Consider the following 12,559-nt stretch of genomic DNA (forward strand, 5'->3'; position numbering starts at 1 on the left):
ATGTATATTGAAATTAACGCGAAAGAAATGAGCAACCTTATGAACATGCAACCCCAACTCGATATGGATTTAGAGAACAAGTATTTGCTACTAACTCCAGGTCCATTATCAACTTCTGCTACGGTCCGCCGTGCCATGCAAAAAGACTGGTGTACGTGGGACCAAGAATATAATTCGCTGGTACAAGATATTCGCTCTCGTCTAGTCAACTTAGCAACCAGTCAACCTGAAAAATATACCGCTGTGTTAATGCAAGGCAGTGGCAGTTTCGCTGTGGAGTCTGTGCTTGGTTCAGCTATTCCACGCGATGGCAAAATCTTGATTATCAATAACGGCGCATATGGTGCACGCATGGTGCAAATGGCGCGTTGCTTAAATATTGAAGTGATCGAGCTGAATTATTTAGAAACTCAGACACCCGATTTACAAGAAATTGAACGCGTTTTAGAAGATAAAACCATTAGCCACGTTGCTTGTGTGCACTGTGAAACCACCACAGGTATTTTAAATTCGATTCAAGAGATAGGCCGTTTAGTTAAAGCAGCAGGAAAAATCTGGATTGTAGATGCCATGAGTTCATTTGGCGGTGTGCCAATGGATATCGCTGAGCTTGAAATTGATTTTCTGATTTCAAGTGCAAATAAATGTATTCAAGGTGTTCCGGGCTTTGGTTTTATTTTGGCGAAGCGTGACTGCCTAGAAGCATGTAAAGGTTTGGCACGTTCGGTCAGCCTCGATTTGTATGACCAGTGGAACACGATGGAGCAACATAACGGTAAATGGCGTTTTACCTCTCCAACCCATGTGGTACGTGCATTTTATCAAGCATTGCTTGAGCTTGAGGCAGAAGGCGGAGTTGTTGCACGTTATCAACGTTATCTACAGAACCAACAAACCTTATCGCAAGGTATGCAGCAGCTTGGTTTTGAATTGGTATTAGGCAATCAAGCACCCCAATCACCAATTATCACGACATTTCTTTACCCGACAGTTGAAACATTTAGCTTCCAATCATTTTATGAAACGCTAAAAAAATCAGGCTATGTGATTTATCCGGGCAAAGTCACTGACCTTAACTGTTTTCGAATTGGCAATATTGGCGAAGTTTATGTTCATGACATTGAAGGGCTTCTTGCTGCCATTACCAATTACTGCGAAAGCTATCTAAATCAAGCTGTAACAGTATAACTTTTATTAAAATATTTGAATTAAAGGGAATACATCATGACGACCAACAATACACAAATTCAAGCTGTTGTTTTTGACTGGGCTGGCACAACTGTAGATTTTGGTTCACGTGCACCAATTTTGGCTTTTATGGCGTTATTTAAAGACAATAAAGTTGAAATTACGGTTGAAGAAGCTCGTGCTCCGATGGGTTTAGAAAAACGTGACCATATTGCTGCTGTTTTAAAAATGCCGCGTGTAGCAGCTGCATGGCAGGACGTATATGGTCAGGCGGTAACTGAAGCAGATATTGACCGTTTATATAAAGACTTTATTCCTTATCAATTAAAATCGATTCCAACATGTTCGGCTTTAATTCCGGGTGCATTGGCGACTTTTGAAAATATTAAAAAGCGTGGTGCAAAAATTGGTAGTAACACAGGTTATGCATCAATGATGATTGGTCGTTTGGTTAAAGATGCTGCCGATCAAGGCTACCGACCAGACTGTATTGTGACTGCCAGCGACGTGAAATTTGGTCGTCCATATCCTGAAATGTTATGGAAAAACCTAATTCAACTCGACGTATCCGACATTAAAACTGTTGTGAAAGTGGATGATACTGTGGTGGGTATTGATGAAGGTTTAAATGCTGGATGCTGGACGGTGGGTCTTGCAGTTAGCGGTAACGAAGTCGGTTTAAGCTTTGACGAGTGGAATGCATTATCGGCTGATGAGCAGATCATTCTAAAAGATAAGGCTTACCAAAAAATGAATGCATCGGGTGCTCACTATGTGATTGATAGTGTCGCTGATTTACCAAATGTACTAGATGATATTGAACGTCGTTTAGGGCAGGGCGAACGACCTTAAACAAATATCTCGGCAAATATTTTTTAAGCTTAGCTCCCTTGGGAACTAAGCTTACCTAAAAAATTAAAATGAAGAGTAGATAAACTCTACATATTTGGAAATAAGGAGCAGCCTTGTGAGGTCGCTCCTTATTTCTTTCTAACAATCTAGAACACATGTTTAGATCGTTAGAACCATCACCGCATATAGGCATATGACCTATGTGATGTTTTGTGATGGAATTCTTTACGACTTTTGTGGGTCATATAATTTTTCTTTAATAAATAGGGCCGGTATCACGCCGCAAATCAAGTATGCAAACCCCATGACCAAAAAACCTAAACCAATAGAACCGCCTGATGCTAAGAAGCCAATCGTTGCAGGTGCCAAAGCAGCGCCTAAACGACCCACATTGTAAGCACCGCCAATCGCTGTACCACGGATGGCTGTCGCAAAACTTTCAGTCATATAAGTTGCGTTTACGCCATAAGGAATACCGTATAAGAAGCCAAAGGTCACCAGTAAATATAGAATGTTGCTTGGTGAGTTATAAAAAACGATGAGTGGTAGGAAAATAGCAGTGCCAATAGCACCAAAGGCATAGGTAAAACGGCGCCCTAATTTATCGGCCATCATGCCTGCAAGGACTTTACCTAAAATCATGGCGGTATAGGTGCCCACCATATAGGCCGTCATTTCCTTAAATTTCATACCGAGTTCACTTTCAAGGTATGACGGCATCCAGTTATTTACACCATAGTAGCCAAACTGTAAAAAGCCTGCCGTTAACGCCCATAAAATAAACATATTGCGGTTTCGTTTATCTTGAAAAATAAGCTTAAATGCTGACGTTTTTTCATTATTTTGAGTAAGACTAGGTTGCTGTAGGCGAGACTGTTGCCAAGCTAAAGGTTCTGGCACAAGAATATGCATGAGAACAGCAATAATGACTGGGATAATCGCAACATAAAACAGCATGCGCCAGCCATGATCAGGAATAATCCAGCCTGCAAGTAAAGTTGCAACAATATAGCCTACGGTCCAGCCAGCTTGTAAGGTTCCAAGAACGGTGGTGCGAAAACGAGTCGGTACATATTCAGCCATGAGGGTGTTACAGGCAATATAAAGTGAGCCTAAACCCAGTGATGCAAAAAATCTTAAAATACCAAACTGAAGAAAACTTTGGGTAAAGCCAAGCCCGCAAGTTAACAGTGAAAAAATGAGAATAGAAATAACAACAATGCGCACGCGGCCAAATTTGTCGCACGCCCATCCTCCAAAAATTCCGCCAATGGCCATACCAGCCAAAGTAAAACTACCGAGCATACCGGCTTGTACTGAACTTAAACCAAAATCTGCCTTAATACTATTTAAGCTATAAGACAGCATCATCAAATCTGCACCATCAACCAGAAGTGCCAGAAATGCAAAAATAAATGCTATTTTCCACGTATGAGGCTGTATACGAGAAAGACCTTCTTTGTAATTTGTAGCCATAATCCATTACCTACATTTGATTGAAAGCACTTCAAGTCGTTTTAAAGTGCTTTAAATTTGATTAAGACGCATCGCGAATCATATTTCGGGCAATAATCACTTGTTGAATTTGGGTGGTGCCTTCATAGAGGCGGAATAAACGTACATCTCGATAAAAACGTTCAATGGCATATTCACTGATATAGCCCGCACCGCCGTGAATCTGTACGCAGCGATCAGCAACACGGCCACACATTTCGGTCGCAAACATTTTTGCGCATGAGGCTTCAGTGCTAACGTTCTGTCCTGCATCGCGTAGGCGTGCAGCGTCTAAGACCATACATTTAGCGGCATAAATTTCGGCTTTTGAGTCAGCAAGCATGGCTTGGATGAGTTGAAATTCGGCAATGGGTTGACCAAATTGCTTACGTTCGATGGCGTAATTTAAAGAGTCGTCTAGCATTCGTGTTGCTGCGCCGACGCTCAAAGCAGCAATATGCAAGCGACCTTTATCTAGCACTTTCATAGCAGTTTTAAAACCAACACCTTCAACACCACCAATGAGTGCGGAGGCAGGAATACGACAATTTTCAAAAATGACGTCACAGGTATGTGCGCCTTTTTGCCCCATCTTTTTATCGCGTTTGCCAAGAGAAATACCCGGAGTTTGGCTATCAACAATAAAAGCAGAAATACCATCAGCACCTTTAATATCAGAGTTTGTGCGTGCCATAACCGTAAATACGCCCGCATGCGGGGCATTGGTAATAAAGCGTTTGGTACCATTTAAAATATAAAAGTCACCATCTTTAACAGCGCTGGTTTTTAAAGAGGCAGCATCAGAACCTGCGTCCGGTTCGGTTAAGCAAAAAGAACTGATCACTTCACCACGTGCTAAACGTGGCAAGAAAAATGATTTTTGTGCTTCGGTCCCATCAATAATCAGGCCACTTGAGCCAATGCCATTATTGGTCCCAATAAGAGAGCGAAAAGCAGGAGAGGTGCGACCTAATTCAAAAGCGACATAGACCTCTTCTTCCATCGTCAGTCCAAGACCTTCGTATTCTTCAGGAATGGTTAGACCAAATAGGCCCAAAGCTTTCATCTGTTCAACGATATTTTGAGGAATTTCATCCGTTTCAGCGACTTCATTCTCATGAGGAATTAATACACCTTCAACAAATTGTCGAATCATATCAACAAGTTGATCTAAGGTTTCCTGATTACGAATCATAGTCTCGTCCTTTTACTACATACTAAAAACATCAATGTGATGTTCGTAAAATCACCAATATTTGAAGCGATAGTAATCAATGAATGAGCGTAAAACAATATATTTTGAAAATTAATTTCGCATTGCGGTATGTGGTTATTGATATGTGATTGGCTAATTTATTGATTTACTTAAGCTATATTTTTTAATGAAAAATCATTATTTCCAGTGAAAAATTAACGTTTGATTTTTAAAAATAGCTGTGTATATTAAAAATATATATCGCTGTGCGAAATTTTAAATGGATAAGTTTTCCTATAGGAAATGAGTCACAAAATATAGTGGGATGAAGATGGGTGCTTTAAATGGAATTCGGGTGCTTGACTTAAGTCGGGTATTGGCTGGACCTTGGTGTGGACAGATTCTTGCCGATTTGGGTGCAGAAGTAATCAAAATTGAAAGACCGAAAGTAGGTGATGATACTCGTTCTTGGGGACCACCTTGGATGAAAGATGACTCAGGTCAGGACACTCAAGAAGCGGCTTATTATCAGTCCACTAACCGCAATAAATTATCGGTAGCCATTGATATTGCCAGCCCAGATGGCCAAGAATTGATTAAAGCTCTCATTCAAGACACCGATGTTGTCATTGAAAACTATAAAGCGGGTTCTTTGAAAAAATACGGTTTGGACTACGAGTCTTTATCTGCCATTAACCCTAAACTGGTGTATTGCTCGATTACAGGTTTTGGTCAAAATGGTCCAAGAGCAGAAGAGCCGGGTTATGACTTTATTATTCAAGGCATGGGCGGCCTCATGTCGGTCACGGGTGAACGCGATGATTTGCCAGGCGGCGGACCACAAAAAGTAGGTGTCGCATTTTCCGATTTAGCCACAGGACTTTATTCTACCATTGCCATACAGGCGGCTTTACTCAACCGTCATGTGACGGGTCTAGGTCAATACATTGATATGGCCTTGCTTGATGTTCAAATTGCCACCATGGCAAATCAGGGAATGAACTATCTTTCATCGGGTAATATCCCTAAACGTTATGGTAATGCACATGCCAATATTGTGCCTTATCAAGTGTTTAAAGCTTCTGATCGTGATTTTATTATTGCGTGTGGAAATGACACTCAGTTTATTCAACTCTGTCGAAGTATTGGGTTACCCGATTTACCCAATGATGCGCGTTTTGCCCGAAATGCAGACCGAATCAAGCATCGTGATGAAATTATCGGAATTTTACAAACACACTTTTTAACTAAAACAGCCGATGAATGGGTAGATGCGATTTATGCAGCTAAAGTTCCGGTAGGTGTGATTAATAATTTAGAACAAGCTTTTCAAGAACCACAAGTGATTGCCAGAGAAATGTTGGTCGAGATGAACCATTCTCAACGTGAAAAATTGAAGGTAATTGGTTCTCCAATCAAACTCTCTAGAACACCTGTTGAGTACAAAACCGCACCGCCATTGTTAGGTGAACATACTCAAGTGGTTTTAGGTCGAGTGATTTCTTCAGAAAAGCTAGCCGAACTCAAAGACAAGGGTGTAATTGGGTAAGTGGCTTAAAAGCGGAAGGTTAAAATTATATTTAAAATCAGAAAATAAAATATTTACTCTTCCGCTTTAATGAGTTAAATGAAGTTATCTTTTTGATGCAGACTTAGATGTTTGCTCTTTTGCTATTTATAGAAAAAATAGATTATAATTTTCGCAGTGCGAAACAAAATGTGGATTGGTATGACAATGAATGATGCAGTAGATGCAGAACAGACAGAAAAATTATTAGCGCCTTTAAGACATGAATTATTACATCCGATTGAAGACATGCAGGATGAAAATGATCGCCAATTTATTACTGCATTAGCACGTGGTTTAGAGCTATTACGTTGTTTTACGCCTAAGCATCAGCATTTGGGTAACCAAGAACTTGCTCAAATGACAGGTTTGCCAAAACCAACCATTACTCGTCTTACACATACCTTGTCGCGTTTGGGTTATATCAAACAAGTGCCTAACTCAAGCAAATTCCAGCTTTCAGTGGGTGTTCTTGCGTTTGGTTATTCGATGCTGTCTAACGTATCGATTCGCTCTATTGCTCATCCATATATGAAAAATTTAGCAGACTATGCTGGCGCTGCTGTTGCAATGGCAACACGCGATCGACTGAACATGATTTACCTTGATGTGGTGCAAGGTAAAGGCAATATGACCATGCGCCGTCAAGTCGGAACCTATTTACCGATTCATTTAAGTTCAATGGGACGTGCTTGTTTGGCCGCAATGCCTGAAGATGAACGAGAGTTTTTGCTTGATGCCATTCGTAGCAAGCATAAAGAAGACTGGATTAAAATTAACCGTGATCTAGACAAAGCATTTAAAGACTATCAAGATTTTGGATATTGTTTTTCAATCGGTGAATGGCATAAAGATGTGAACTCGGTTGCTGTTCCACTGATTCATGAACAACATGGTTTATTAGTGTTCAACTGTGGCGGGCCAAGTTTTATTATGAACCGTGAAAAACTCGAAGAAGATATTGCACCACGTCTTTCGCATATGGTGAATAATATTCGTACCGAGATTAGTTAAACGTATCGAATCCACTCATAAAAAAGCCAACTTTGATTTTCAAAGTTGGCTTTTTTATGAGGTGTATTTTTAGGGCGCTTGCTTGTGAAAGTTCGGTTTTCTTTTTTCTTGGAAAGCGCTTAGAGCTTCTTTAAATTCAGGGCTTTGTAAACAATGCGAGAAAATAGTCGATTCATGATCAATACGGTTTAATAGATCATCAATTGGCATGTCTCTTAATAACTTTTTGCTGAGCTGTAATGCTTGGCTTGGTTTATGGGCTAATTTGGTTGCCACGACTTCAACCACCTCATCAAGCTCTGTTGCTTCAAATATTTCATTCACTAAGCCATAGTTTTTTGCTTGGTCTGCCGAAAATTTCTCGCCGAGTAAAATAATTTCTGAAGCCCGAGCGAAACCTAATAGTCTTGGCAGGATGTAACTTGAGCCAGCTTCGGGAACAAGCCCCAAATTCACAAAGGGAAACTGAAAAATAGAGTTTTGACTTGCATATACAAGGTCACAATGTAGAAGCATGGTACTGCCAATACCAATCGCCACGCCATTTACTTTGGCAATAATTGGTTTTGGAAACGTTGCTAAACTTTTTAAGAAAACAATCGAAGAGGGCGGCTCAGTACTTGTTGTATCGCGTGTTTCGAAAGCGTTGACATCATTGCCACTGGTAAATGCAGAGCCTTCACCTGTGAGCACAACCACATGAACGTCTTGATTGGTTGCAGCCTCATCTAATGCCAGACTTAGAGTCGCATACATTTCATAGTTAATTGCATTCTTCTTGGCAGGATTGCTCATCGTTAGCGTTAATATATGTTTATCTAAATGCTGTTGAATTGTGCCTGTTATCAATTTATTTTGACTCTTATCATCCTGTTGCATCATTCATTCCTTTTAATTAACTATTTGAAAAATATTTGCTTTATTGTTGATTTAAACCAAATATTTTCATGCAAATTTCTGGCTAAGACTTTAAATTCAATAATGTGATGCTATCTAAAAATAATTCCGTTATCAATTATTTTGTTTTATATTATGGTATATAGTTTTGTATTGTGAAATTTTAGGCTTATGGAAGTTTAAAAATGTTTACAGGATTTATGAATAAATAAGTATCTAGCCTTGCTAAGGAAATGAGAAGCTAGCTATAAAACAGTGAGTAGAAATAATATGAAGACCAAAATTACAGAATTATTTGAAATTGAACATCCGATTATTCAAGGCGGAATGCATTATGTTGGTTTTGCAGAGCTTGCGGCTGCGGTTTCTAACGCGGGTGGGTTAGGCATTATTACGGGTCTGACTCAGCGAACTCCTGAAAACTTAGCAAAAGAAATTGCCCGTTGCCGAGAAATGACGGATAAACCTTTTGGTGTAAATTTAACTTTCTTACCGACAGTAAATACACCTGATTATCCGGGTTTCGTAGAAGCAATCATTAAAGGTGGCGTAAAGGTGGTTGAAACAGCAGGGCGTAATCCTGAACAAGTCATGCCATATTTAAAAGCTGCTGGTATTAAAGTAATTCACAAATGTACTTCGGTTCGACATAGCTTAAAAGCACAGCAAATTGGGTGCGATGCGGTTTCTGTAGATGGATTTGAGTGTGGTGGCCACCCTGGGGAAGATGACGTACCAAACATGATTTTATTGCCTTTAGCTGCCGATGCACTGGAAATTCCGTTTGTTGCCTCAGGTGGCATGGCAAATGGACGATCCCTCGCTGCTGCTTTAGCGATGGGAGCAGATGGAATTAATATGGGAACGCGCTTCATTGCGACTCAGGAAGCTCCCGTACATGCAAATGTAAAACAGGCGATTTTGAATGCAACCGAACGAGATACGCGTTTAATTATGCGTGCTTTACGAAACACAGAACGTGTCATGAATAATGCTGCTGTAGAAAAAATCGTGGCAAAAGAAAAAGCACTCGGCGATAACATTAAATTTGAAGATATTATTGAAGAAGTTGCTGGTGTTTATCCAAAAGTAATGATTGATGGTGATGTCAATGCGGGCGCATGGTCATGTGGATTAGTCGCAAGTTTGATTCATGATATTCCGACATGTGATGAACTGGTCAGCCGAATTGTCAAAGAGGCAGAAGATATTATTCGTGGGCGTTTATTAGGGGTGTTATAAAGTAAGATTATTATCTATATTAATCTTAATAATAGAGCAAGATTTCTTTATAGTAAGTAATGTAATAGCTTAAATTTAATAACTGATTAAATTTAAGCTATTACATGGAATATTCTATTATATTAGTTTTTTGAATATTGTTTTTTAATTACAATAGTTCCAGCAATAAAGTCATGAATAGCTCTTTTTCTCTTATTAAAAAGTAAAACGATAAACTCACTCCAAGTCCATAATTCACTCGCTGAGCTAACAACACTATACCAATCAGGATATAAAATTAGAATATATTTTGCTCGATCAATTGGCCCTGCATTTAGGTATATTGCAGGATCAGCATAGTTTAATGCGATTAATTGGGATATAACCATAATAGTACAAAAGCCAATATCAACTGAAGATCTTAATACAGCTTGTGTAAGACTTATTTTACTACCATCAGGACGTGTAATTTTTATTCCAACAACCATTTTTCCTATCGTTGCACCAAAACGATAGTGAAAGTAAATTGTATAAGTGATACCCAGTATAGCCATAATAACTAAAGTTATCATTGAGCTGATTATAGATATACTCTGAGTAAAATGAGTTATTACCATAAAAGGAATCATCACTAGCATATCAATAATAGCAGCACTAAGACGCTTCCAAAAACCAGCGTAGACTGTTTCATTATCTATTTTGATTGGTAAGAAATATATTTTTTTCTTGTTGAACATATACTTAATTGTTAAAAGTTTAATATTAATAATGGTATGTTAAATAATTAGTCTAAGCAATATTTTATTATTTTTTTGTTGATTATAAATACTAAAATAAGAAAATTTTACTCTTTTAAAAAGTGAATATTAAGTTTATTCAGCCGTATTGTCAAAGAGGCAGAAGATATTATTCGTGGACGTTTATTAGGGCTTTTATAGGACTTAATCTAGCTCCTCTAATTAACTATTAGCATACTTTATATAAGATCAGCACAAGTTTTAATTGTGCTGATTTTTTGCATCACTCACACAATAATAAAGACATAAAACGGCAAAAATTAAACCTAAAATACAGACACCTGTCCATCCGAAGTGTTTCCAAGCGTAGCTTCCCGCCGTTGTGCCTAAAGCTCCACCCGCAAAGTAACCTGTCATATAAATCGCATTAAACCGTGAGCGTAATTCTTGATTAAGTTTAAATACAATACTCTGATTGGTGACATGTACCGCAGAAAGAGAAGCGTAGAGAATAAGTAAAGCAATAATGTAAAAAGCGAAATGGTAGGGTAAAAGTGAAAAAAGAATCCAACTTACAATAAGCCCAATGCCGCAAAAAATCGAAATTTTGTGAATATAGCCCTGATCAATAAATTTGCCTGAAAAATTAGCAACGAACGTTCCTAACACGCCAACAAAACCGAAAAGGCCAATGGTAAAGTCACTAAAAAAATAGGGCGCTGGAGCCAGAAGCAACGACATGGTGGTAAAGGTTAAACTTACACAAGCAAATGTAAAACCACCAATATAAGTTCTGGTTCTTAAACGCCGATTTTGAATAAAAATCTGCGGAAGAGAGCGAATGGTTTTCGCATAGTTTTCAGATTTAGTCGGTGGAAATAACCCGATATTACGATGCAAAATAAAGGCAATAACAAGTAATAGAAAACCACTGACCAGATAGATAATATTCCAAGCGAAAAGCGTAGACATCAGCCCTGAAAGGGAGCGGGCAAGTAAAACACCCATCATCAGCCCACTCAGTAAAAAGCCAACAACACGGCCGCTTTGTTGAATCGGAACCAAACTTGCAGCAAGCGGTAATAACAGTTGAGCTGAACTTGAAAATAGACCAGTAATGACGGTGCCGAGTAGTAAAAGATAAATATTGTGCGAAAAACCGCTAATAATTAATCCGCTTGAAGCCAATAACATAAAGATAAAGAGCAGCTTGCGTTTTTCTATTATGTCCCCTAAGGGCATTAAAAAGAGTAAGCCACACGCATAGGTGATCTGCGCTAAAGTAGGCACCCATGCTGTAGTGGTTTCAGTTAAATTTAGGCTTAGACTAATTGAATGAATGAGCGGCTGGCTAAAATAATTTCCGCCCGTACAAATGCCTGCTGCAACTGCCATTAAAATAATGGTTGGGGTATAGAGTGCGTTTTTCATCATGCCTATAGTCACAATGAAAGTGGAACTTTAATCAACACAACCATGACTGTTTTAAAGAAGGTTGTTAGTGCGTTTCATTCAAAGCATCTTGAATATTGTGCACCATGTGAATTAAACGTGGTCCAATTTCACCTTCGAGTTTTTCCGGATTTAAATGAAAACTTGGCGCACCACAGTTAAAAACATAAAGACCATGTTTGGAGCTGACCAAAGGCACAGCCACTGAGTTCACTTCTTTATGCCACTCGCCTAAAGACAAACAATATCCATAATCTTGGTAATCACGGAAAGCTCGTTCTAAAGAGCGTTTTATGGCTGGCCAGTTTTCTGGGTTCTTTTGTTTCAGTGCATCGAGTAGAAAGTTGCGCTCACGTTCAGGAGTAGCAGCTAAGCAAGCTCGTCCCATTGAACTACTATGCAGTGGCAACGTTGAACCAATTGGGCGACGCATATTTAATGCAGTTTCAATTTGCACAACATCGATATACACCATATTTAATCGGTCACGTGTTGCCATCGCCACAGGCGCTTGAACATACTGACTCAACTCTTCCATATATTGATGAGCAATATTACGGATTGAGATGTTAGATAATGCTGCATATCCTAAAGATAAAACACCAATGTCTAATGTGTATTTGGTCGAGTTAGGCAATTGTTTTAAATAGCCTAATGACACAAGGGTATTGGTAATACGTGCAATGGTCGGTTTAGGTAAACCCGTCATTTTTGCTAATTCTTGGTTACCAAGCACTTGATTATTTGCAGAAAAGCATCTTAAAAGTTCTAAACCGCGCGCTAAAGAAGCAATAAACTGCGGGTTGTTTTCCCGATGTATATGCGAAATAGGATCTAAACGTATCTCATCAAAATTTATTGGTTTTTCAGTTTCCGTGTTTTGAGACATTCGATCCTCAAATATAATTAAAGCAAAATAGTTTTGCCATTATATTTCGCTAT

11 protein-coding genes are annotated in these 12,559 nt (G+C 38.9%); 5 read left to right on the forward strand and 6 right to left on the reverse strand.

Annotated features, from left to right (window positions below):
* Window positions 1–1,188, forward strand: a complete 1,188-nt coding sequence (phnW, locus tag ACINWC141_RS10905; protein WP_009391018.1) for a 2-aminoethylphosphonate--pyruvate transaminase — start codon at window positions 1–3, stop codon at window positions 1,186–1,188.
* Between the two features lie 36 nt (window positions 1,189–1,224).
* Window positions 1,225–2,040 (forward strand): phosphonoacetaldehyde hydrolase, encoded by an 816-nt coding sequence (gene phnX, locus ACINWC141_RS10910; protein WP_009391129.1) that lies wholly within the window; start codon window positions 1,225–1,227, stop codon window positions 2,038–2,040.
* A 225-nt stretch (window positions 2,041–2,265) separates the two neighbouring features.
* Here phnX and ACINWC141_RS10915 read toward each other — a convergent pair whose 3' ends face one another.
* Both ACINWC141_RS10915 and ACINWC141_RS10920 read right to left on the reverse strand, forming a co-directional pair.
* On the reverse strand, window positions 2,266–3,516 hold the full coding sequence (locus ACINWC141_RS10915; protein WP_009391056.1) for an MFS transporter: 1,251 nt from the start codon (window positions 3,514–3,516) through the stop codon (window positions 2,266–2,268).
* A 61-nt stretch (window positions 3,517–3,577) separates the two neighbouring features.
* Window positions 3,578–4,729 carry an acyl-CoA dehydrogenase family protein gene (locus ACINWC141_RS10920; RefSeq protein WP_009391050.1) on the reverse strand — a complete coding sequence of 384 codons (1,152 nt, stop codon included), beginning with the start codon at window positions 4,727–4,729 and terminating at the stop codon, window positions 3,578–3,580.
* A 331-nt stretch (window positions 4,730–5,060) separates the two neighbouring features.
* Between ACINWC141_RS10920 and ACINWC141_RS10925 the strand changes: the two genes are divergently transcribed.
* Both ACINWC141_RS10925 and ACINWC141_RS10930 read left to right on the forward strand, forming a co-directional pair.
* Entirely contained in the window at window positions 5,061–6,278 is a 1,218-nt protein-coding gene (locus tag ACINWC141_RS10925; RefSeq protein ID WP_009391126.1) for a CaiB/BaiF CoA transferase family protein, read from the forward strand.
* A 186-nt stretch (window positions 6,279–6,464) separates the two neighbouring features.
* On the forward strand, window positions 6,465–7,310 hold the full coding sequence (locus tag ACINWC141_RS10930; protein ID WP_034678384.1) for an IclR family transcriptional regulator: 846 nt from the start codon (window positions 6,465–6,467) through the stop codon (window positions 7,308–7,310).
* A 69-nt stretch (window positions 7,311–7,379) separates the two neighbouring features.
* On the opposite strand, the gene ACINWC141_RS10935 is transcribed toward ACINWC141_RS10930, so the two are convergent.
* Complete coding sequence (locus tag ACINWC141_RS10935; protein ID WP_009390991.1) at window positions 7,380–8,189, reverse strand: enoyl-CoA hydratase; 810 nt, start codon at window positions 8,187–8,189, stop codon at window positions 7,380–7,382.
* 288 nt (window positions 8,190–8,477) lie between these two features.
* Here ACINWC141_RS10935 and ACINWC141_RS10940 point away from each other — a divergent pair, with 288 nt between their 5' ends.
* On the forward strand, window positions 8,478–9,449 hold the full coding sequence (locus ACINWC141_RS10940; RefSeq protein ID WP_009391063.1) for an NAD(P)H-dependent flavin oxidoreductase: 972 nt from the start codon (window positions 8,478–8,480) through the stop codon (window positions 9,447–9,449).
* Between the two features lie 122 nt (window positions 9,450–9,571).
* Here the strand turns inward: ACINWC141_RS10940 and ACINWC141_RS10945 are convergent, their stop codons facing one another.
* The 3 genes from ACINWC141_RS10945 to ACINWC141_RS10955 all read right to left on the reverse strand — a co-directional run bounded on the left by ACINWC141_RS10945 (window position 9,572) and on the right by ACINWC141_RS10955 (window position 12,506).
* Window positions 9,572–10,165, reverse strand: a complete 594-nt coding sequence (locus tag ACINWC141_RS10945; protein ID WP_009391132.1) for an RDD family protein — start codon at window positions 10,163–10,165, stop codon at window positions 9,572–9,574.
* 261 nt (window positions 10,166–10,426) lie between these two features.
* A complete protein-coding gene (locus ACINWC141_RS10950; protein ID WP_081400111.1) occupies window positions 10,427–11,599 on the reverse strand; it encodes an MFS transporter in 1,173 nt (390 codons plus the stop codon).
* A 64-nt stretch (window positions 11,600–11,663) separates the two neighbouring features.
* A complete protein-coding gene (locus ACINWC141_RS10955) occupies window positions 11,664–12,506 on the reverse strand; it encodes an IclR family transcriptional regulator (RefSeq protein ID WP_009391028.1) in 843 nt (280 codons plus the stop codon).
* Window positions 12,507–12,559 lie beyond the last annotated feature (53 nt).

The sequence above is a fragment of the Acinetobacter sp. WC-141 genome (genome assembly GCF_000313935.1).
GTDB lineage: Bacteria > Pseudomonadota > Gammaproteobacteria > Pseudomonadales > Moraxellaceae > Acinetobacter.